The organism is Enterovibrio sp. FF113, assembly GCF_041439165.1.
In the GTDB taxonomy this organism is placed as follows: domain Bacteria; phylum Pseudomonadota; class Gammaproteobacteria; order Enterobacterales; family Vibrionaceae; genus Enterovibrio; species Enterovibrio norvegicus_A.
Genome location: NZ_JBGONO010000005.1, coordinates 153,368 through 175,698, shown reverse-complemented (window position 1 = coordinate 175,698; position 22,331 = coordinate 153,368). Strand labels below are relative to the sequence as shown.

At 50.2% G+C, this 22,331-nt stretch carries 20 protein-coding genes; 12 read left to right on the top strand and 8 right to left on the bottom strand.

What is annotated here, in order from left to right; all coding sequences use genetic code 11:
* Positions 1 to 9: 9 nt before the first annotated feature.
* Positions 10 to 1,086 (top strand): alanine racemase, encoded by a 1,077-nt coding sequence (gene alr / locus ACED36_RS05755; protein WP_371732922.1) that lies wholly within the window; start codon positions 10 to 12, stop codon positions 1,084 to 1,086.
* A 74-nt stretch (positions 1,087 to 1,160) separates the two neighbouring features.
* Positions 1,161 to 2,375 carry a BamA/TamA family outer membrane protein gene (locus ACED36_RS05750; RefSeq protein WP_371732921.1) on the top strand — a complete coding sequence of 405 codons (1,215 nt, stop codon included), beginning with the start codon at positions 1,161 to 1,163 and terminating at the stop codon, positions 2,373 to 2,375.
* 53 nt (positions 2,376 to 2,428) lie between these two features.
* On the opposite strand, the gene ACED36_RS05745 is transcribed toward ACED36_RS05750, so the two are convergent.
* Both ACED36_RS05745 and ACED36_RS05740 read right to left on the bottom strand, forming a co-directional pair.
* A complete protein-coding gene (locus ACED36_RS05745) occupies positions 2,429 to 4,156 on the bottom strand; it encodes a hypothetical protein (protein ID WP_016959095.1) in 1,728 nt (575 codons plus the stop codon).
* Between the two features lie 344 nt (positions 4,157 to 4,500).
* Entirely contained in the window at positions 4,501 to 4,920 is a 420-nt protein-coding gene (locus ACED36_RS05740) for a secondary thiamine-phosphate synthase enzyme YjbQ (RefSeq protein WP_016959094.1), read from the bottom strand.
* Between the two features lie 307 nt (positions 4,921 to 5,227).
* Here ACED36_RS05740 and pgi point away from each other — a divergent pair, with 307 nt between their 5' ends.
* On the top strand, positions 5,228 to 6,880 hold the full coding sequence (gene pgi / locus ACED36_RS05735; protein ID WP_371732920.1) for a glucose-6-phosphate isomerase: 1,653 nt from the start codon (positions 5,228 to 5,230) through the stop codon (positions 6,878 to 6,880).
* A 65-nt stretch (positions 6,881 to 6,945) separates the two neighbouring features.
* On the opposite strand, the gene ACED36_RS05730 is transcribed toward pgi, so the two are convergent.
* Positions 6,946 to 7,407 carry a chemotaxis protein CheX gene (locus tag ACED36_RS05730; RefSeq protein ID WP_016959092.1) on the bottom strand — a complete coding sequence of 154 codons (462 nt, stop codon included), beginning with the start codon at positions 7,405 to 7,407 and terminating at the stop codon, positions 6,946 to 6,948.
* Positions 7,408 to 7,424: 17 nt separating this feature from the next.
* A complete protein-coding gene (gene zur, locus ACED36_RS05725; RefSeq protein ID WP_017005269.1) occupies positions 7,425 to 7,883 on the bottom strand; it encodes a zinc uptake transcriptional repressor Zur in 459 nt (152 codons plus the stop codon).
* Between the two features lie 292 nt (positions 7,884 to 8,175).
* On the opposite strand from zur, the gene dusA reads away from it, so the two are divergent.
* From dusA to ACED36_RS05710, 3 genes are all read left to right on the top strand, one after another.
* Entirely contained in the window at positions 8,176 to 9,216 is a 1,041-nt protein-coding gene (gene dusA / locus ACED36_RS05720) for a tRNA dihydrouridine(20/20a) synthase DusA (RefSeq protein ID WP_371732919.1), read from the top strand.
* A gap of 193 nt (positions 9,217 to 9,409) precedes the next feature.
* Positions 9,410 to 9,676, top strand: coding sequence for an envelope stress response protein PspG (pspG, locus tag ACED36_RS05715; protein WP_016959089.1), 267 nt, complete (start codon positions 9,410 to 9,412; stop codon positions 9,674 to 9,676).
* Between the two features lie 154 nt (positions 9,677 to 9,830).
* Positions 9,831 to 10,481: a TIGR04219 family outer membrane beta-barrel protein gene (locus tag ACED36_RS05710; RefSeq protein WP_016959088.1), complete on the top strand. Its 651-nt coding sequence runs from the start codon at positions 9,831 to 9,833 to the stop codon at positions 10,479 to 10,481.
* 136 nt (positions 10,482 to 10,617) lie between these two features.
* Here the strand turns inward: ACED36_RS05710 and ACED36_RS05705 are convergent, their stop codons facing one another.
* Genes ACED36_RS05705 through ACED36_RS05690 form a run of 4 tightly spaced genes read right to left on the bottom strand, consistent with a single transcriptional unit; the run spans position 10,618 to position 14,298 of the window.
* Positions 10,618 to 11,406: an ABC transporter permease gene (locus ACED36_RS05705; protein WP_017005267.1), complete on the bottom strand. Its 789-nt coding sequence runs from the start codon at positions 11,404 to 11,406 to the stop codon at positions 10,618 to 10,620.
* A complete protein-coding gene (locus ACED36_RS05700) occupies positions 11,403 to 12,131 on the bottom strand; it encodes an ATP-binding cassette domain-containing protein (protein WP_371732918.1) in 729 nt (242 codons plus the stop codon). The genes ACED36_RS05705 and ACED36_RS05700 overlap by 4 nt, the downstream gene beginning before the upstream one ends.
* 7 nt (positions 12,132 to 12,138) lie before the next feature.
* On the bottom strand, positions 12,139 to 13,116 hold the full coding sequence (locus tag ACED36_RS05695) for a YVTN family beta-propeller repeat protein (RefSeq protein WP_016959085.1): 978 nt from the start codon (positions 13,114 to 13,116) through the stop codon (positions 12,139 to 12,141).
* Between the two features lie 12 nt (positions 13,117 to 13,128).
* Complete coding sequence (locus ACED36_RS05690) at positions 13,129 to 14,298, bottom strand: ABC transporter substrate-binding protein (RefSeq protein ID WP_371732931.1); 1,170 nt, start codon at positions 14,296 to 14,298, stop codon at positions 13,129 to 13,131.
* 248 nt (positions 14,299 to 14,546) lie between these two features.
* Between ACED36_RS05690 and pedF the strand changes: the two genes are divergently transcribed.
* The 6 genes from pedF to pqqA all read left to right on the top strand — a co-directional run bounded on the left by pedF (position 14,547) and on the right by pqqA (position 22,307).
* Positions 14,547 to 14,999: a cytochrome c-550 PedF gene (pedF, locus tag ACED36_RS05685; RefSeq protein ID WP_017005265.1), complete on the top strand. Its 453-nt coding sequence runs from the start codon at positions 14,547 to 14,549 to the stop codon at positions 14,997 to 14,999.
* Between the two features lie 14 nt (positions 15,000 to 15,013).
* Positions 15,014 to 16,033: a transporter substrate-binding domain-containing protein gene (locus tag ACED36_RS05680; protein WP_371732917.1), complete on the top strand. Its 1,020-nt coding sequence runs from the start codon at positions 15,014 to 15,016 to the stop codon at positions 16,031 to 16,033.
* 126 nt (positions 16,034 to 16,159) lie between these two features.
* The gene (locus tag ACED36_RS05675; RefSeq protein WP_371732916.1) at positions 16,160 to 17,926 is read left to right on the top strand and encodes a PQQ-dependent methanol/ethanol family dehydrogenase; all 1,767 of its coding nucleotides are present in this window, start codon (positions 16,160 to 16,162) and stop codon (positions 17,924 to 17,926) included.
* A 405-nt stretch (positions 17,927 to 18,331) separates the two neighbouring features.
* A complete protein-coding gene (locus ACED36_RS05670) occupies positions 18,332 to 19,840 on the top strand; it encodes an aldehyde dehydrogenase family protein (protein ID WP_016959079.1) in 1,509 nt (502 codons plus the stop codon).
* A 101-nt stretch (positions 19,841 to 19,941) separates the two neighbouring features.
* Positions 19,942 to 22,065: a 4Fe-4S binding protein gene (locus ACED36_RS05665; RefSeq protein ID WP_371732915.1), complete on the top strand. Its 2,124-nt coding sequence runs from the start codon at positions 19,942 to 19,944 to the stop codon at positions 22,063 to 22,065.
* 170 nt (positions 22,066 to 22,235) lie between these two features.
* Entirely contained in the window at positions 22,236 to 22,307 is a 72-nt protein-coding gene (gene pqqA, locus ACED36_RS05660; protein WP_081796241.1) for a pyrroloquinoline quinone precursor peptide PqqA, read from the top strand.
* Positions 22,308 to 22,331: the final 24 nt, after the last annotated feature.

The window sequence follows — 22,331 nt, the reverse complement described above, 5'->3', positions numbered from 1 at the left end:
CGAGGCATAATGAAAGCGGCAACCGCGATAATCCGAACAGCAGCACTTACCCATAACATTGATGTTATACGTGCCATGGCGCCCAACAGTTGTACGTGGGCAGCCATTAAAGCCAATGGTTACGGCCATGGCTTGTTACCTGTCGCCAACGCGCTGGCGTCGCAGGCAGATGGTTTTGGTGTTGCGCGTTTAGATGAAGCATTGAAGCTTCGTGCTGGTGGCGTGGTTAAGCCTATTTTACTGCTTGAAGGCTTCTACTCTGCGGATGATTTACCTGCTGTTGTCGCCCATAACTTACAAACAGTGGTGCACGGCGAAGAGCAGTTACTTGCTTTTGAACACGCGACCTTAGCGCATCCGGTCACGGTGTGGCTGAAAATCGATACCGGTATGCATCGCCTGGGCGTTCATCCTGATGATGTCAGCGATTTTATCGAACGTTTGAATACGTGTCCGAATGTGGCCAAACCGCTGCATTTTATCAGCCACTTTGGTCGTGCTGACGAGCCTGAGCATCCTCTTACGCAGCAACAAATTGATGTGTTCACCTCTTTGACTGCCAGTCAGTCTGGGTTCAAGTCATTGGCGGCATCATCGGGTACCCTAATGTGGCCAACTAGCCATTTTGACTTTGTTCGCCCAGGGATAAGCCTTTACGGGGTTTCACCCGTGTCAGAGCGCACTGGCGCCGATTTTGGCTTACAGCCAGCAATGACGATGACATCAAGCCTTATCGCCGTGCGTAGCGCTAAAAAAGGCGATGCAATCGGTTATGGCGGTCGCTGGGTTACCCCACGTGATACCAAGCTAGGTGTTGTTGCTATAGGGTATGGTGACGGTTATCCGCGCGTTGCCCCTGATGGCACACCTTTGTTGGTTAACGGTCGTCGCGTACCACTCGTTGGTCGCGTATCAATGGACATGCTGACGATTGACCTGGGCCCCGATGCCACCGATCGCGTTGGCGATGAAGTCATCTTATGGGGCGAAGGCCTGCCTGTTGAAGAAGTGGCTCATCACGTTGGTACCATTGGATATGAGCTGGTGACAAACCTGACCTCACGCGTCGATATTATTTACACATAAATACACTGTAGGTTCTCTTGAAATTACCCTTTTCTAAAGCCGCAACTTGGGTTGCGGCTTTTTTATGCTTACCAATGAGTGCCTTTGCCTCAGAAGCGTCTGAGCACGACAGTGCTTTAGCGTCAGAACCGTTAGATATTGAAATGGTGCCCTTTGCTTTTTCCACCGAAGCGATGGGATTTTCTGCGGGCATGGCAGGGCTTTGGAAGCAAGCGGGTCAGCCGCAAGCATCCTTGTTTGCAGCGGGTCTAGGTACCAGTAAAAGTACATGGATGGGCTTTATTGCAGCCAATAACTATACGTTTTCGCCAGGCAGTCGCTGGCTCATTAGCGGCCAGTTTTATGAAGGTGATTTTAAACAATTTGACTATTTCCTTGGGGAAGCTGCATCCAACAATTCTTCGTTTGATGACCGTTTAACCGCAGACAGCCGTGATGCGCAGCACCATGTTGCATTTCGCTACATTTTGCCCTGGGGGGCGGGCGATCAGCAGCCAATTCGTGCTGCGTTGTCACCAAGGCGAGCTGTTGACGGCCATGCACCGTGGAACAGCGGAGTATCGTCTATTGAGTTTCGCCCGTTTTACCAAGCGCAGACTTTAACCGGTGAGGGCGTTGACGCGCCGAGTGATTTCTCAGATGCCGATGAAGTTTGGGGACTTGAAACCCGTTATCGCTGGGATAACCGTGACAATACCAACAGCCCAACTGAAGGGAGCCTGAGTGAGTTGATTGTGACGGCCGATCCGGGGAGTGATAACCGAGCCAGTTGGTGGAAGTGGGCAGCAAGCCAAAGTTGGTATTGGAGCCTTGGCAACTGGGAAGACATGGCGAAACAGCAAGTGTTGGCATTGAACGTCTATACCTCCGATACGCCTAGTTGGAACAGCTCGACAGAGATTGATGGGCAGACCGAATTCCATCGCCCACCTGAATTTGCTAGCGCAAGGCTCGGTGGTTTATATCGCTTACGTAGTTTTCAAACCGGTCGGTTTGCAGGTCGCTCAGCCCTTAGCTATAGCGTTGAATACCGTGTGACCCCTGAATGGCAGCCGTTAGATGAAGTTCCTGTGTTTGATTGGTACGACGTGCCTTGGTGGCAATGGGTGCTGTTTGCGGAAGCAGGGCGAGTGGCTGATGAATACGATCTCGCTGAGCTTCATCGCGACATGAAATGGAGTGCGGGTGCTGCGATGCGTTTTCAAGTAGAAGGCATTGTGGTGCGTTCAGAAATGGCGTGGGGCAGCGAAGAAGGGCTGTTTCGGGTGATGATTAACCAGCCGTTTTAAAGGCAAAAAAATAGCCAAAGCATGGCTTTGGCTATTTATATGTCCAGTTTCTATTACCAAGTAACGTTTTCTAGACCGATTGAAATATCGTCACCGCCATCTGGACGATCAGAGGTGATGTTCCATGTAAGTCGGTACTTGGCCTGTGTTGATGCCGGAGTAAAGTCATAGGTATAGGAAACCGTCGTTGGACGTGAGTAAACCCTTGAACGGTAGTTACCTACAGTCACCCACCCGTTACCGTAATCCATCTCCACGGTAAATCGTGATAGGCCACCGATATCTTGTGTGGACAGAATTTTATAGTTCAGTGTGCTCGCTGAACCAATAGACAAGCCATCAATGGTTCCTTCAAAACGCGAACTGTGCGTCGAGTTATGGTAATCACCAATCCAAGTGACTGTGTCATTCTCAGAACACCAAGTCAGTGAATTCGTTGCTGACGTCCAGCCACCATTGCTACACCCTCGAATGCCAACTTCAGCCGGGTCATTATCAACGACAGTGACACTGGCTGACGTCAGATCGCTCTTGTCGGTGGAAACCCAAGCATCCAACGAGAAGTTCTCATTGCTTTCGTGCGTAGCATCATTAACCGTTGGCACGCCAATACGCACTGACGTTACGCCTTGCGGCAAACTGATTTCAGTCAACGTCGATGAAATGGTTGCAGAGCCCGTTGAGTTATCAGAGAACAGCAGTTCAACGGTATTTTCGTAATCGCTGTTCAAGTTTGCAGTGCCATCTTTAAGTGCAGCGCGCAGTGTGGTGTTTGCATCGTTAGTGGCTTTGTCAAAATTGACGGTGAAGTAGGCCGTTGAACCTTCATTCACTGACTCTGACGCTAATGTGATACCCGTGACTTCAGGGGTTAAATCACTCGCGAATTCTGTTTTTTCATAACAGGTGTGATCTTCAGACGTCACCGTCGCCATGGCGCTAATGCGGTTGGGGAACAAACCAACCAGCTTTCTCTCACCTGTAGATGGTTTGATGCGGTACAGGTGGTTGCTGTTCACGTTACCCGAGACGTTCTGGTTTTTGGCAGCAACAAGCATTTGGCCATTTTGATCCAACGTTGCTGCAGCAACGAAGTCAATAAAGTGGAAGGCTTTAAACGTCTGAGCGCCTGAGGCGGTATTGATTGAATATGTACGACCATTGGTGACGAACAATAGCTCACCATTTTGGAAGACAAAATCCCCCCAACTACTAAAGCCGCCAAATTTTAATTCATTACTGAAGTTAGCAATGTGGGTGATGTCACCGGTGGTTGGATCTACTTTAAAGATGGTTTGCGAATCGGAAGCAAACAATTCTCCAGTACTTGGGGCAAAAGCCATACGCAGAATCTGTTTTGTCACGGTTGGACCCGCGACATGCTCGCCCGTTGCTGGGTCCATGTAAGCCAGTTGATAAGCGTCAATGGTTTTGGCGTGTAAATCTAGGTTCTGGAGTTCTTCAGTCGTGACATCAGTTGCTGGTACTTCAACGTGATATGAGGTTGGCTGTGGCGTGCTGACGTAATAAAGACGATCCGATATCTGGTCATATGCCATGCTCGGTGTGCTGAACAGCGCACGGGAGTGATACTCCACTCGGTCGCCCGCATCGGAGAAATACTGAGACGACATCTGTTTTGCTTCTTGAACGTCAAGCAGTAGCCCCACATGTCCGCGTCCAGCATTCATTGAATAGACGTTGCCAGCACAATTCGCCATGGCTTGAGCTGAGATGAGGGACCCCGCAAGAATTGCAGTAGTAAGAAGTGTCTTTATCATTATTAATGTACCTAGAATCCGTTATAAATGGGCTAACCCATCATCCATGTTTGACCCGGTCATGTGTGCGGGCTTTGTTCATGTCGCTTACGTTTGCGGCACGTTATCGAAGGATGAAGTTTATTTAATTGTGTAAACAATTAATGGTTCAATAATGAGACATGTGGTTTTTTGGTGGTTTTAGGTAAGTCTTCATAAGACTTTTTCGAGAGTATGGTGGGAAAAGAATGATATGAAAATAATGATTTAATGGTAAGTGATCAACTTAAAGCATGAGTAAAGAATGGCTTACCCGTGTGTCACTTCAGGAAAGGAAGATCGCATCTCGTTATACACATCTATTCTTACTCCCCTTGAATTGTGACCACGACTTGTCGAGAACCGCCGTGGTCTCGATGTTCTCCCAGATAAATGCCCTGCCATGTCCCCAGCGCCATTCGGCCATTTGAAAGGGGAATCGACACGCTTGAGCCTAACAATGAACTCTTGATGTGTGCAGGCATGTCATCATCACCTTCATAAGTATGCTGATAGTAAGATGCGCGCTCTGGAACGAAGTGGTTGAAATGCGCTTCCATGTCGTTGCGCACGGTTGGATCAGCATTCTCGTTGAGCGTTAAACTGGCAGAAGTGTGTTGAATAAACAGGTGAACTAGCCCAACACGTAGATCGCGTAATTCTGGAATTTGTTGTTCGATTTCATCAGTAATTAAATGAAACCCGCGATGCTTTGCTTTCAGATGAATTGTTTTTTGAGTCCACATTTCACACACCTTTCTTCAGATTAATAGGTAAAGTTGGCCTTCACGGGTAATGAACCATTCTTTAGGGATACATCAATCACTGACTTAACGCAAAACGGCTGCAATGTAATCATGTCAACATGGTATCGTTCAACGAATCGCAATAAAAAGATATCCGCGTAAAACTGTGTAATGACCTAGCATGGGTACAAAGTAGATCGTAACATTACACCACTTTGGCGATGACATGACGAAGTGTGGTCTGCCTAGAATAATGTGGGATGACAGTGCCCACCAGAACCGACTCTGTCTATAAGGAACAATAACTATGTTGAAGTCCATTAATCCGACGCAAACGGCCGCGTGGAAAGCGCTGACCGCCCATTTTGAAGATGCGCAGGATTTGACCCTCACTAAGCTCTTTGCCAACGATCCGCATCGTTTTGATAAGTTCTCCGTGCGTTTCGGTAACGATATTCTGCTCGATTATTCAAAAAACCTGATCAGTGAGCAGACGTTGGATAAATTGTTCGCGCTGGCTGATGAAACCGAGCTGAAAGATGCCATTAGTGCCATGTTCCGCGGCGATAAAATCAACCAAACGGAAGATCGCGCCGTATTGCATACAGCTCTAAGAAACCGCAGCAACACGCCAGTGATTGTAGATGGCGAAGACGTCATGCCACACGTGAATGCTGTGCTTGAGAAGATGAAAGCTTTCTCTGAGCGTCTGATCAGTGGCGAGTGGAAAGGTTACACAGGCAAAGAAATTACCGACGTCGTGAACATCGGTATCGGTGGTTCTGATCTTGGTCCATACATGGTCAGTGAAGCGCTAGTATCATACAAAACGCGCCTGAACCTGCACTTTGTTTCCAACGTAGATGGTACTCACATTGCCGAAACGTTGAAAAACCTTGATCCAGAAACCACGCTGTTCTTGGTCGCATCGAAAACGTTTACCACCCAAGAAACCATGACCAACGCCCTGTCAGCGCGAGACTGGTTCCTTGCAACAGCGGAAGATCAAGCACACGTCGCGAAGCATTTCGCCGCACTGTCTACCAATGCAAAATCGGTTGCTGAGTTTGGTATCGACACCGACAACATGTTTGAGTTCTGGGATTGGGTTGGCGGTCGTTACTCTTTGTGGTCAGCGATCGGACTGTCGATTTGTCTGTCCGTTGGCTATGACAACTTTATTGAGTTGTTGGCGGGTGCGCACGACATGGATAACCATTTCCAGCAAGCCCCGTTGTCGCAGAATCTTCCGGTGCTACTGGCATTGATTGGTGTGTGGTACAACAATTTTTACGGCGCAGAGTCAGAAGCCATTCTGCCATACGATCAATACCTGCACCGTTTTGCCGCTTACTTCCAACAAGGCAACATGGAATCTAACGGCAAATACACTGACCGCAGTGGCCTTCCTGTTGATTATCAAACGGGCCCTATCATTTGGGGTGAGCCAGGTACAAATGGTCAACACGCGTTTTATCAGTTGATCCACCAAGGCACTAAAATCATTCCATGTGATTTTATCGCCCCTGCGATTAGCCACAACCCGTTGAGCGACCATCATCCTAAACTGATGGCAAACTTCTTTGCACAAACGGAAGCGCTAGCGTTTGGCAAAACGCGTCAGCAAGTGGAAGCCGAGTTTTTAGCTGCCGGTAAGTCAGCTGAAGAGGTGGCTGAGCTTGTACCGTTCAAAGTGTTTGAAGGTAACCGCCCAACCAACTCGATTCTGGTTAAGCAAATTACCCCTCGCACACTGGGCGCGTTGATTGCCATGTATGAGCATAAGATCTTCGCACAAGGTGTTATCTGGAACATCTTCAGCTTCGATCAGTGGGGTGTAGAACTCGGTAAACAACTGGCGAATCAAATCTTGCCAGAGTTGGCAGACCAGCAAAACGTGGCCAGCCACGACAGTTCAACCAATGGCTTGATTAACACCTTTAAACAGTGGCGCGTGTAAGCAAACTGTTTGACTAGAAAATAAAAAACGCCGCAATTGCGGCGTTTTTTATTTGGAATACATGATTAATCGAAGCAGATCTCGATGTATGCACGACCAAATTCAGAATCAAACGGCATAAGAATAATCTGACCATCGCTTTTGTGGGTGATGGTATGATCTTTCCCGGATACCACAATTGGCGTCGCCATTTCAAAATCGAAGCCTTTTTCAGCCAGAATGCGCTTCGCACCGCCCGTCACCATATTGGTGATTTCGCCGACCATATCCGTTACATCGGCATCTATAGACGTTGGGCGTTCACCCAACATGCGGTTCATGATTTCCAGCGCGAGCTCTTCTTCAAACGTGACAGAAAGCGATCCTTTAGTCTGATCGCCAACCATGCCGATCAAACCAGACACATCACCTTTTGCGATCTCTGATTTTTTAAGCTGCGGCTTCCTTGGTGTGATTTCTAGCTGCGCCATTGTGGTCAGCACGTTCACCAATGAAGACAAGAATGGGTTTACAAATTCAGCGCGCATAATAGTTGTTCACCGTCCTACTGCATTTTATGTGTTGCCAGCTGGCATGCGTGGCATATTCCATGTGTTTCAACAACGTGATGACTCACTGCAAAACCAACCTGATTCGCCTTTTTTTGAAGGGCGTTAGACAAGGCATCCGCATGACACTCTTCTACCGTGCCACACGCATCGCAAATCAACAGTTGAGAGCAATGTTGCTCATGACCGGGCAGACAGCAAGCAATAAAGCAGTTAGTTGACTCAACTTTGTGCACAAACCCCTGAGAAAGCAAAAAATCGAGCGCTCTATAGACAGTGGGTGGCTTGGCCTGTGGTTCAATTTCCCTTAACACATCAAGCAGGTCATACGCGGTTATAGCGCGCTTGCTCTGAATAATGATGTCATACACTCGTTCCCGTTGCGTGGTCATACGCACGCCCCGTTGTTCACACAACGACTGAGCTCGGGCGATGAGTTGTGAATGATTGGCCATAAGATCTCAAAAATCAGGTTGAGATGGATATTCTATCACAGCAAAAAAAACACGCACTCTCAAGGCCGTGACCGCGGTTCGTCTTTGAGACATTGTAGCTTATACGTATGGTGATACGGGATGGGAGAACGAATGCAGCCAGCCATTTTTTACTGGTTCAAGGTGGCAACTACGCATATTCAGATCGCCAGCTATTTGGTCCAGCTCACACTTTGAGGTAGAATCCGCTCACTTTTTATCAGGTGCTGCATTGGCGGCACTGTTGCGTGACTGAGTGCAATGAGGTTTATCCATGCTGAATGAAGCTACTGACATCCAAAATCCACAATCAGGCGTTACGTCTGAGGGTGTGTCTTACCCGTCAGCCCGTTTCTCCGTCGCTCCGATGCTGGATTGGACAGACCGCCATTGTCGCTACTTCCACCGCATTCTTTCTAAGAACGCGCTGCTGTATACCGAGATGATCACCACAGGGGCAATCATTCATGGTAAAGGCGATTTTTTGCTGTTTAATGACGAAGAGCACCCGGTGTCTTTGCAATTGGGCGGTTCTAACCCTGTCGATCTCGCGACCTGTGCCAAGCTGGCGGTTGAACGTGGCTATGACGAAATTAACTTGAACGTGGGTTGCCCGTCTGATCGTGTGCAAAACGGTCGTTTCGGTGCGTGTTTGATGGGTGAAGCTGAGCTGGTGGCGCAATGTGTTTCAGCCATGAAAGCCGTGGTGGATATTCCGGTTACGGTGAAAACGCGTATCGGTATTGATGACCAAGACAGCTACGAATTTTTGGTCGATTTCGTGCGCACAGTTCACGAGAAATCAGGCTGTGACAACTTCACGATTCATGCCCGTAAGGCGTGGCTTTCTGGTTTAAGCCCGAAAGAAAACCGTGAAATCCCGCCGCTGGATTACCCGCGTGTTTATCAGCTTAAGAAAGACTTTCCGCATCTGACGATGGCCATTAATGGCGGTATCAAATCTCTCGAAGAAGCAGAAGAGCATTTGCAATTCATGGACGGCGTGATGATTGGCCGCGAGGCTTACCAAAGCCCTTACATGATGGCAGAAGTCGATCAACGCCTGTTCGGTAGCAATGCGCCGATCATCAAGCGAAGTGACGCAGTGAAAGCCATGTTCCCTTACATTGAAGAGCAGTTGAGCAAAGGCGCTCATCTGAATCACATTAGTCGCCACATGCTGGGTATATTCCAAAACATGCCTGGCGCTCGTCAATGGCGTCGTTATATCAGCGAAAATGCGCATAAGCCGGGTTCTGGCATTGAAGTGCTTGAAGCGGCATTGGCGAAAATCCCAGCGGAGTTGAATGTTTAAATTCAACGAGCAAGGTATTGGTTAAAAATACCGCAAGAGTTGGTGTGATTTACCAATAAATAGGAAAGCGTAGCGAGTTAATCGTTACGCTTTTTTATTATCTATATGATTTTAAACAGTTAGTAAAGTTGGCCTGCTTCGTGCAATACCAGAAGATAATTGGAAGTGACACTGTGTACTCGAGGAGAGTCTGATGATTGAGTTTCTATTTCTGGTGGGGTTCACCATTGCATTGTTAGCCACTGGCATTAGTTTTATTGGCGTAATAGCAGCCATGGTCGTGGGCTTTGTCGTGATGGCACTGGCGGGCATGATTGGCTTAGTGTTTAAAATGTTGCCATGGATTATCGTGATAGCGGTGATTATTTGGTTGCTAAAAGGACGTGATAAAACCGCTAAAAATGCCCGAGATTATTACCACAAGCGTTCACGTCGTCGCGAACGAGCACGTCGTTACTAAAAGTACGACGACAAGAGGGATAGTCGCTCTTGGTGTCCAGATTTATATTGATGATTCCGCATAAAATTCCGACAGTTTGTGCGGAATTTTTGTGTCAGTTTTGCTATAGTCCTCGCAAACCATAAACTGCAAAATGTAAGGCGGAGTCCTTTCAATGAAAAAATTAAACCTTTCTCTTGCTGCGTTAGCCGTAGCAGCAACCGTTTCTCTGCCTGCGCAATCAGCGGTGCTTTTGGGCGCTAAAGCGGGTGTGGATGCTTGGTACGCCGATGCGAAAATCAACGATGTTCGTGCTGATGATACTAACGTACAGGGCTCTTACTACGTCGCATTTGAACACTTCATCCCATTGGTACCTAACGCAAAAATTCGTTACACCGATGTGAGCTCTCAAGGCGCTAACACACAGAGTGTTGCTTTTACTCAGTACGATTTGATCGCTTACTATGAAATTCTGGACAACGACCTGATTTCTTTCGATATCGGTCTGAACCTACAGAAATTTGAAGGTAACTTTGGCGTTCATAAATTCGATGAGTGGCAACCCGCTGTTTACAGTGATGTGCGTCTAGGTATTCCAGCAACGCCAGTGTCTCTGTTCGGTACCTTCAGCTTTGGTAGCTACGATGAAACCAGCACGGTTGATGCGGAAGCGGGCGTATTGTTCACGCTGGGTCTTGTTGCGGCAGATCTGAACTTTAAAGCGGGTTACCGTGTTCAAGACTACGACTTCAACTACTTTGGCGCTAACCCAGGTAAGTTCATGAACGACGGCTTCTTTGGTGGCGTTGAACTGAACTTCTAATTGCTTCCAAGCAATGCAAGTTTCGAAACCGCGCATCGGCGCGGTTTTTTTATGCCTGTTGTTGTGGCTGAAAGGGTTGCTGCAGGAGCGAAAGGTTACTGAAAAGCGGTTAACTGAAACAAGTAAAAAAACGAAGCTAGCGTCCGCCTTTTCCTTGATTTCGCGTGGGCTGAAAGCCCGCAACCGCAAGAATAACAAACACCAAGGTACAGGCAAAAACCACCAGCAGTGCGGTGACATTTAATTGTTCATACAGTGCAAAACGGATTAGCTCGACGCCAAATGTGAAGGGATTAAAGCGGCAAATCTCATACAGCCACACGCTGGCTTCTTGCATCTTCCAAAGCGGGTAGAGCGCGGAAGAGAGAAAAAACATCGGGAAGATGACAAAATTCATCACCCCCGCAAAATTTTCCAATTGCTTGATGCGAGAGGCAATCACAATCCCGAGCGCACTGAGCATGAGGGCGGTGAGAAAAAGCGCAGGGATCGCCAGAATATAACCCATCGGCTCAAGTGGTCTGTCATAAAGGGCGGCAATAACCAAAAATACGCCGACCTGCAAAACGCTGACCAATGCGCTCGCAATCTGTTTTGAAAGTAACAAGAACGGTCTAGGCAAGGGGCTGGTCAGCAACACCTTGATGCTGCCCATTTCGCGGTCATACACAATCGACAGTGAGCTTTGCATACCGTTGAACAGCAAGATCATGGCGCACAGTCCCGGCAGTATGTATTCCTCGTAATTGATGTAAGTGGAATAGGGCTCCATGATGGCGATGCCGAGCGTTGCCCGAAAACCTGCCGCAAACACAATAAGCCACAGCAGCGGCCTCACTAAGCTGGCGGCAAAACGCGCCCGCTGAGAGAAAAAACGCAGCCATTCTCGATAACAAATCCCAACAAACGCGTACCAATAGGTCATCGGGCGGCCTCCGTGTTTTCATCATCCGTGGTGAGTGCGGCAAACACTTTTGCCAGTGTGGGGTGTTGATGCAGACTGCGCAAGGTGCTGGCTTTATTGTGTGCCTGTAATTTGCCGCGATGTAAGATCAGCACATCGTCATCGTCATCCACTTCTTCAATCAAATGGGTTGCCCACAGCACACAAAGTGGTTGCTGCTCGCAAAGGGCGCGCACGGCATCCGATAACGATCTACGCGCTTTGGGATCAAGCCCGCTGGTGGGTTCATCCAGCAGCAATACTGAAGGGGAGTGCATTAAGGCGCGGACTAATTCAGTGCGCCGACGATGCCCGCCGTTTAACGCACGGACTTTGTCGTGAAGCCGATCCGTGAGCGAGAAGTGCGCCAGCAAGGGAGCCGCTTTATTCATGCTTTGTGATTGGCTGAAACCATGCAGCGCCCCGTAATAACTGAGGTTCTGCGCCACGGTTAAATCCATATCCAGTGTGCTTTGCTGAAACACCACGCCAAGCTTGGCCATGGTACGTCGGCTAGGCGTTTCATTCAGTATTTTAATCTCGCCATGTTGGCAGGGTGCGAGCTGGGTAAGCAGCGAGAATAGGGTGCTTTTACCCGCGCCATTTGGCCCGAGCAACATATGCAAACCCTGTCCGAGCGACAGGGTGAGATCGTCTAGCGCAAGGCGCGCGCCATAACGGTAAGTGAGTTCGCTAACATCTATCATGAATGGGTTAGTTCGCCTCTTTGACTGCAACACCCCAAGGGTAGCGTCCGACTTTGACGGTTTTTAATACCTTGCGGTTTGGCACGTCGATGATCGACACATCACCACTGACGCCATTGGTGGCAAGCAGTCTGTCCTGAGCACCGTTAAACGCCATTTGCCACACGCGGCGACCTACCAACAAGTAGTCTTCGACTTCCAACGTATCAGTATTGACTACCGCCACGTGGTTTGCCGGACCTAATGCGACAAACGCCGTTTTTCCATCAGCGGTCAGGCGCACGCCCACGGGCTGAACTTTGTCTTTGTGCACGCCTTTAGGCGCAAAATTGATTTTCTTAATGATCTCTTTGCTCGCCGTATCGATAACCGATACCGTGCCGCCGATTTCTGCACTGACCCAAAGCTGTTTGCCGTCTGGGCTGAATTCCGCATAGCGTGGACGCGCATCGACCAAAGTGTTGTGCACCATGGCGTTGGTTTTGGTGTCAATCCAGTGAACCATGTTGGAGGTTTCAGAAGTGATGATCGCCGTGTTTCCGTCCGGGCTGACCGCGACACCTTCCGGCTCCACGCCCACTTCCACTTGCGCGATCACGCTGGCGCTTGGAATATCCACCACTGTCATCAAAGCATCGTCTTCATTGGCGATGTAAAGGCGTTTGCCATCTGGATGAAGGGCGAACAATTCAGGATCTTCCCCTGATGGTAATTCGCCCACTAAGGTGTTGGTCGCTAGATCGAGCACTTGTACGGTGTCAGATTCACTGGCGCAGATGTAAAGCTGCGTGCCGTCCTTGCTGAGTTCGATGCCTCGAGGGCGATCGCCGACGGCGATGGTGTTGACCACTTCCATCGTGTCCATATCAATCACACTCAGGGTGTCGTCTTTCTCATTGGCGACGTAGGCAAATTCCTTGGCGAAGGCTGGTGCTGCGAGCATGGTGGCAAGCGTCATAGCAAGCAGAGTTCGAGTCAGAGTCATAACGTGACGTCCTTATGCGTTATCGGGTGAAGGGTATAAGCGGCATTGGCTTTGCGCGCGATCAATGCCCAAAGAATCCAATTCGTTGCGAGGGTGCAGAAAACCGTCAAATGGCGCGGAAGCAATCAGAGCCTGATCGTCAAACAGTGGCACGGTTTGGCGAAGCTGCCCATTCCATGAGCGATAGGTCAGCTTGCGACCTTTGTAAGCGGCAAGCTGAAAGCGCTCGCCCAACATAAAGGGCAGTAAGGTCGCTACGTTAGCCGTGTTGGAGGCGGTGACAGCCTCGTTAACTGAACGCACAGCGACCCACGCGGCATAATCTTTAGCGCTCATGGTGCGGGCGAACAAATCATTGAAGCGATTTTGCAGCTGAACCGCGCCCCATTGCTCAATCACGTAATGCCAGCCGTCGGCGCGCAGTCCTTGTGTGCCAACCACAGGGCGAGGTAACCAAGTGTTGTAAGGCAAATGCTGACCAAACACGTTGTTTTCATCGACAGCCCACACCACGTCGTAATCGCTCGCTTGGGTAAATAAAGGCAATTCAGCAGAGGCGGTGCGGCGAAGGTCGGTATCAAAATTCCATACTTTCTCTGCGACCACCTTGTGATTGAATTTATTCAGTGTGTGTTTGACCGTCACCAAAAAGGCGTCGTCTTCTGGCGACATTCCAGAGACCAAAAACACGCGATTGAGTCGACGTACTCTGAGCCATTGCGCAATGGCGTCGGCGCGCATGCTGTAACTGAGGGCGGTATGCAGGGTGTTCGGCAGGCAGGTTGATGTGCGCAAGGCATCGTCTTGATTGCCGATGTTGAGAAGCACGGCATCGTCCGGCAGTGCCTTTCGCAAAGTCACAAGAGAAGGAGTATCAAGGTCGGTCAGGAAAAAGCGCACACCGTCTTGGTACCACTGGTTCGCGGTGGCGTTTAACTGGTCACTATCTGCGTTGGTTTCGGTGCGCAGGCTGTATTTTTGACCCAAAAATTTGCCGGTACCATTGGCATCATCAATCGACAAGGTGGCTCCTGCCTCGCCGTTATTCTCTGGTTCTCTAAGGTAGATCGGCGCGGCGGTGGAGGTATCGACGGGCTGTCGTAGAAGACCTATTTCGATGTTGACGCTGGCAAGTGTCATACAAGAAAAAAACGCGGCAAAGAGGGGCACGCAAAGTGTCATTATCCGTCCGTTGGCGAGTACAGCAAGTCTATCCATTGGTTAAAACACTCCGTATGAAATTCCGTCTTTACTCTATGCAGTGTGGTCTGCTTTTGCCAAATAGCGGGTCTCTGTTTTAAAAAAATCCTCCCAAAGAATGAGGAATAACCCCGCTTTTGTAGCATGTTCTCAATACATTGACGCTCCTACACTTCTCCCTGTACTGCTTAAACGTTCCCCGCATTGATTGAAAAAGGAGCTCGCGCAACATGGAAAAGGTTGAACGCAATATCTGCTTAGTCACCGCTGTCGCACTTGTCGCGACACTCAGTTCACAGCTTGTTTTTGCTCATGGCAATGTCACCCCGCAATCTATCGACACCACATCCATTCCGGTGCTGGGGGCTGATTGGACCGACACCAACCCTTATCGCGATTTGTCTGGCAATGTCAGGGTGGAAGTCGAGCGTATTGGCGCGTCGGCGTATAACCAAAACTGCGCACGCTGCCACGGTCTTGAAGGCATTTCAGGCGGTATTGCGCCGGATCTTCGCATCTTGTCTCCCGACTATGATGGGGATGAGTGGTACATCTATCGCGTGAAAAACGGCGCGGTGCGTAATGGCGCGGTGTACATGCCGAAGATGACGGAGCACCTCAACCAAGAAGCGCTGTGGGCAATTCGTACTTGGCTTGAATCCGTGGCGCCGGAAAACGGTTAACGGGAGGCGCAGTGATGACTCGAATTTTGCCGCTTATCTCAACAAGGCTTCGCCCTATTTTCTCGATCCTGCTTGCGACATGGATGCTGCAAGTAGGGCCTTCAAATGCGCTGTCTTACGACGATATTCAATCGCGAGGAGTGATAGGCATTGCCGTGTATAGCAACTTCCCGCCGTATTCGTTTATGGACGAAAATGGCAACCCTGCGGGAATGGATGTTGAGCTGGCAAATGCGTTGGCAAAAGGGCTAGGCGTCGAGCTAAATCTTCACTGGATGACACCTGATGAAACCGTTGAAGATGACATGCGCAATTACCTTTGGAAGGGGATGAACCTGTCCAGCGACGATGGCCAGCGTGTGAAAGCTGACGTCATGTTGCGAGTGCCTTACGACAGAGCATTCGCCATGCAGCGCGACGATCTCGGCTTGCCCGCTCATGAGTTGGTCCATATGTTTGCGCCCTACCACAGTGAGCGCTGGTTGCTGGCATATGACGGGGACAAACTCGATACACCGCAAACCGCAGCACGTTTTATGTATCACCCTGTTGGGGTTGAAGTCGACACCGTGCCTCAGTTTTATTTGACCACGGCATACGGCGGGCGTTTTCGCGATAACAGCCGTACCTTCCCTTCGGTAACCGAGGCTTTTTCGGCGATGAAACGCGGCGATGTCGCCATGGTGATGGGGATGAGCTCACAGCTCCAATGGCTTCATCAGCAAGCTTCTTACCCCGCATCAAACAAGGTGAAAAACACATCACGGAACGACGAATTCTTGTCAGACACATCAAAGAAAAACGCGTCGCCAGACGCAGCTCCCACCCAGAAACTCACTGAGCTTGCATTCCCTTTACTTGGCCGTGCCGAGTGGGAACTCGGTATCGCCGTGCACACAAACTACCGTCAGTTGGCGTATGCACTGGAAGACATTGTGGTCGCACACATCGAAAACGGCGACTTCTTACGCTGGGGCGAAAAGTATGGCGTTCGCTATCAACTGCCGAATCGCTATTTGCCTGTGCCCCTTTAACGTTTAGCGCCTGCTTTCCCTGTCAAATCAAGGCCGCTATGCGGCGGGATTGGGCGAGGTGGCGCTAGCATGAAATCACGACATGACGTGCTTACCCAAGCAGTCAGCCAACAATGAGGTACTCCCATGACAGCAACGTCATTTAAACGCTGCGGCATTTATGCTGCGCTATCACTCGCTTTGACCGCCGCGCCGGTTTATGCGGGTGTCACGGACGAAGACATCATCGCCGATCAGGAAACCACCGAGGATATCGTGACTTATGGTCTTGGGCTTCGAGGGCAGCGTTACAGCCCGCTTGAATCCATCAACCGTGAAACCGTGCAAGAAATTCGTCCGGTATGGGCATTTTCGCTGGGCGGTGAAAAGCAGCGCGGTCAAGAAAGCCAGCCGATGGTCAAAGACGGCGTCATGTATGTGACGGGCTCTTATTCACGCGTTTACGCCATTGACGTAAAAACGGGGGATGAGCTTTGGCAATACGATGCACGATTACCGGATGGCATCATGCCGTGTTGTGACGTGATTAACCGTGGCGTTGCCTTGTATGACGATTTGGTGATTTTCGGCACCTTGGACGCCAAGCTAGTAGCGTTAGATGCCAAAACGGGCAAAGTGCGCTGGAAAAAAACCGTGGATAACTACCAAGACGGCTATTCGATCACAGCTGCCCCTATTGTGGTCAAAGGTAACGTGATCACCGGCGTTTCCGGTGGTGAATTCGGTGTTGTCGGTAAAGTACGTGCGTATGACGCCAAAACCGGAGCGCTGGTTTGGGAGCGCCCGACCGTTGAAGGCCACATGGGTTACGTGTGGAAAGACGGTAAGAAAATGGAGAACGGTATTTCTGGCGGCAAACCGGGTCAAACCTGGCCTGCGGATCTGTGGAAAAGCGGCGGCGCTGCACCTTGGTTAGGTGGCACGTATGATGCCGACACGGATTTACTGTTTTTTGGTACGGGTAACCCCGCGCCATGGAACTCCCACATGCGTCCGGGCGATAACCTCTTTTCCTCTTCTCGCCTCGCGATCGATCCCGATGACGGCAAAATTGTTTGGCACTTTCAAACCACGCCGCACGATGGCTGGGATTTTGATGGGGTGAACGAGCTGATTTCGTTTGATTACACCGAAAACGGCAAGCCAGTGAAAGCTGCCGCCACGGCTGACCGTAACGGTTTCTTTTATGTGTTGAATCGCACCAACGGTGAATTCATTCGTGGTTTCCCGTTTGTGGACAAAATCAGCTGGGCAAAAGGCTTGGATGACAAAGGTCGTCCAATGTTTGTGTCAGAGAACCGCCCAGGCGATCCAACCGAAATTAAAGACGGCAAGCAGGGCAACACCGTGACTTCCGCGCCGTCCTTCCTTGGCGGTAAAAACTGGATGCCGATGGCATATAGCGCGAAAACGGGTTTGTTCTACGTGCCTGCTAATGAGTGGCAAATGGACATTTGGAATGAGCCGGTTGCTTACAAAAAAGGGGCCGCTTACCTCGGTGCGGGTTTTACCATTAAAGCGCTAAATGAAGATTACATCGGTGTGTTGCGTGCTTACGATCCGAAAACCGGTGAGCGTGTCTGGGAATACAAAAACTATGCGCCCTTGTGGGGTGGCGTGTTGACGACCGCGGGTGGACTGGTATTCACCGGTAACCCAGAAGGCTACCTGATGGCTTTTGATGACAAGACGGGCGAGCTGCTTTACAAGTTCAATACTGGCTCTGGCATCGTGGGTAGCCCGGTGACATGGGACATGGACGGTGAGCAATACATCTCGGTCTTGTCTGGCTGGGGCGGTGCAGTGCCACTTTGGGGGGGCGACGTTGCCAAGCGCGTGAAGGACTTCAACCAAGGTGGCATGGTGTGGACCTTTAAGCTGCCGAAGCGCTAAACCTTCACGTTGAACTTACTTGATGAAAACCACAATGCCGAGCGGATGCTCGGCATTCTCTTGTCTGGTGATCGCCATGATCGCCAAGAACGCAGTGATAACAGGTATTCGTCATGCAACGTGTTGCCGTTATTGAAATCGGGACAGACAGAGGTGTGCGGAGCGAATAATACTCATCGTTAAGCGCGTAAATCTGTGGCCTAGCCCTCGCTCCCGGTCTCATCTCCCTCCAAAGTATGAGATTTTGCCGACCATGGGGCGATGGAGAGATCCTGTGAGAGTTTCATACTCTAACCATAACGCCTGACACTGTTCTGAATTGACCAACTCCTTAAATAGATATTTGGTTTGACTAAGACATGTTAGGGACGACACAGGGAAAATCGCCAAACACAGGGGTGGACAATGATTTACGCAAAACCGAATACCGACGGAGCCGTCGTTAATTTTAAGGCGCGTTATGCTAACTACATCGGCGGTGACTGGGTTCCGCCAATCAAAGGGCAGTATTTCACCGACACCTCGCCTTGCACAGGTGATTCCATCGCTGAAATCCCTCGCTCAACCGCAGAAGACGTTGAGCTGGCGCTCGACGCCGCTCACCAAGCCAAAGCGACTTGGGGGGCTACATCTGCCACAGAGCGTTCAAACATCCTGCTCAAAATTGCCGATCGCATCGAAGCCAACATCGAATACTTGGCCGTGGCGGAATCGTGGGAAAACGGCAAGGCTGTTCGTGAGACCCTTGCCGCTGACCTCCCGCTTTGTGTCGATCATTTCCGCTACTTCGCCGGCGCGATTAGGTCGCAAGAGGGGTCTGCGGCTGAAATCGATGCCAATACCGTGGCCTACCACATTCATGAGCCTCTCGGTGTTGTAGGGCAAATCATCCCATGGAACTTCCCGCTATTAATGGCGGCATGGAAGCTGGCGCCAGCATTGGCTGCTGGTAACTGCATCGTTCTTAAACCCGCGGAGCAAACCCCAACCACTATCTTGTTGTTGATGGAAATCATTGGCGATCTGATCCCACCAGGCGTTTTAAACGTGATTAACGGCATGGGCCCAGAAGCCGGTCAGGCTCTGGCAACGTCAACGCGCATTGCGAAAATAGCGTTCACAGGTTCGACGGCCATTGGTAACCACGTGCTGCGCTGCGCGGCTGACAACCTGATCCCTTCAACGGTTGAGCTGGGTGGGAAATCACCGAATATCTTCTTTGAAGATGTGATGCAGCAAGAAGATGAATTCATCAGCAAAGCCGTTGAAGGCTGCGTGCTGGCGTTCTTTAACCAAGGCGAAGTGTGTACTTGCCCATCTCGCGTGCTGGTTCAAGAAAGCATTTATGACGCGTTTATCGCCAAGGTCATTGAGCGCACTAAAGCGATTAAACATGGCAACCCGCTCGACACCGAAACGCAAGTGGGTGCTCAGGCATCCAATGAGCAATTCGAAAAGATCATGGGTTACATGGACATCGGCCGTGCCGAAGGTGCTGAAGTCTTGATGGGCGGGCATTCGACTGATCTGAATGGTGGTTACTATGTGCAACCGACTATCTTCAAAGGCGACAACACCATGCGTGTGTTCCAAGAAGAGATTTTTGGTCCGGTGATCGCTGTGACTACTTTCAAAGATGAAGCTGAAGCGCTAGCACTCGCCAATGACACGGAATACGGTCTGGGTGCAGGGCTTTGGACGCGTGATGTTAACCGCGCATATCGCATGGGCCGTGCTATTCAAGCGGGGCGTGTGTGGACCAACTGCTACCACCTCTATCCTGCACACGCCGCATTCGGCGGCTACAAGAAGTCAGGTATTGGCCGCGAGAACCACAAAATGATGCTCAACCATTATCAACAAACTAAAAACTTGCTGGTGAGCTACGACATCAATCCGTTAGGTTTCTTCTGATCCTTGTCCGCTCGTTGAAGGCAGTTGCGACCTCCCCGCGCTGCCTGACACAATAGCTTTTGCGGGGCATGATGCCCCGCTTTTTTATGAGCAGGTTTGTCATGCGATGGCGTAGTGCCCTGTTTCTATGGCTGCTTTTAATCTTGCTGCCTTTCTTGGTTTCTGCTGAATCTTGGCGGGAAGTGAGTGAGGAGGCACAGGCAATATTTCCTAGCGCCACACGGATGAAAGCGTCCAGTGACACGTTACCTGTCACTGAAATCTATCAACTCGATCAGCCCCTTGGTTTTTTGTTTGAAACGGATGATCTGACCGATTTCCCCGGCTTTTCTGGTGACAGCATTAATCTGCGTGTTGGCCTCGACACCGACGGGCACATTCTCGGCATTGCCTTACTCGGCCATCATGAGCCTATTTTTCTTCACGGTCTGGGTGAAAAGCCGCTGGTGGATTTTATCAATCAGTACGGTGGTTTATCACTCAAACAACAAGTGTTAGTCGGCAGCGCGCAACAGCGTATCGCCAGTGATGACATTGTCTATTTTGATGGCGTGACCAAAGCGACGGTGTCGGTGATGGTGGTGCATGACACTATTATTTCGGCGGCGCGAAAAGTGGCGCAGGCACGGCTGACAGGCTTTGGTTCGTCAGTGCAAACCAAATTGGATACCGACACTTTTTCGCCCAAATCACTGAGCGCATTGAACGATGACAACTACCTCTATCACTGGCAACTGAGCGAGGAAGAGGCTGCCGCCGCGTTGGGGGTCAATGCCTCGCGCCTTGCCGATGCGCGCGATTCGGATCAACCCGACAATACGTCGTTTATCGATCTCACGTTGGCGGTGTTAAATCCGCCGATGGTCGGAAAAAACCTGCTCGGTGAAACGGAATACCAGCGCGTGATGAACACGCTCGCGCCCGGTGAAATCGCGTTGCTGGTGGGATCACGCGGAGGCTATCATTTTGTGGCGGACGATTTTGTTCGCGGCACCACGCCCGCTCGCTTTTCACTGCGTCAGCAAGGTAGCCCGTTGGCGCTGCGTGATGCGGATTTGTTTCATCTCCAACAAGCCGACTTTGCTTTGCCACTTGCGCCGTTTGAGCGGCTCAATATCTTCACGTTCTCCGATCAGAGCGGGTTTGATCCCGCCGTGCCGCTGTCGGTCGGCATGACAGTGCAACTGGTGAAAAACCATTTGGAATCTGAGCATGTGTTTGTCGAAAGCCTATATGCATTGCCGTCGACCTTGTTGGTGGCAGTGCCGCCAGCAGAAAAACCCTTGCCGCTTTGGCAACGAATTTGGATTGACAGGCAAGCTGAGATCGCGGTGATGGCGATGTATTTGGTGCTGCTCACGGGCGTGTTTGTGTTTCAGCGTCGGCTAGCGCGGTTCAATCGTTATTTGACGCCTGCGCGGCTGGCTTCTTTGGTGTTTGTGATTGGCTTCATTGGCTTTTATGCCCAAGGGCAGTTGTCGGTTGTGAATATCTACACCTTGTTGTTATCACTCTGGAATGGCTTTGATATTCGGGTGTTCTTACTCGATCCTATTTTGTTTGTGCTGTGGACGTATGTGTTTATCAGCCTGTTTCTATGGGGGCGAGGGCTGTTCTGCGGTTGGCTTTGCCCGTTTGGTGCCATGCAGGAACTTATCGCCGCAGTGGCAGAAAAGTATCGTGTTCGGCAGTGGAAAATCAGCGATGCGTGGCATCAGCGGCTGATTTATCTCAAATACTTCGTTTTAGTGTTGCTGGTGGGCATGGCGTTTAACCGTTTGTCGCTGGCCGAAACCATGGCAGAGGTCGAACCGTTCAAAACGGCCGTCACCTTGGTGTTTGATCGCAGCCTGCCTTTCGTGATTTATGCCTTGGCTCTGCTGCTGATCAGCGCGCGTGTTCACAAAGCCTATTGTCGCTACCTTTGCCCACTCGGAGCTGGGTTGGCGGTATTGGGACGTTTTCGGCTTTTCAGTTGGCTGAATCGTCGCAGCGAATGCGGTAGCCCATGTCGTCTATGTGAAAAAAGTTGCGGTATCAATGCCATCCACAAAGACGGCAGCATTGATTACAACGAGTGTGTGCAGTGTTTAGAGTGCGTGGCGATCATCAGTGATGAAAATCGCTGCGTGGCAAACAAATACGGCAAGAACCGAAAATCGAAAAGGGCGACTCAGTCATCAGATGAAAGCGTGGTAGTGGTTGTTTCACCACATATTTATTAGTGGTGAGAGGGAGTCAGTATTGGCTTTCCCTGATTAGGCAAAAGTCTATTGTGTCTCGTACGAGAGAAATCATCACAAAGTAGGATTGGTAGTTTTAGGACTTCTTATTAGGCTAGAAACGGTGGCGAGTATTTTTGTCACTTGAGTATCTGGTACAAGGAGTAAGCACTATGTGGAAAAAACCTAGCTACACAGAACTACGACTCGGCTTTGAAGTCACCCTCTATATCAGCAATCGTTGAGAGAGTCGAAATGGGATGCCGCCT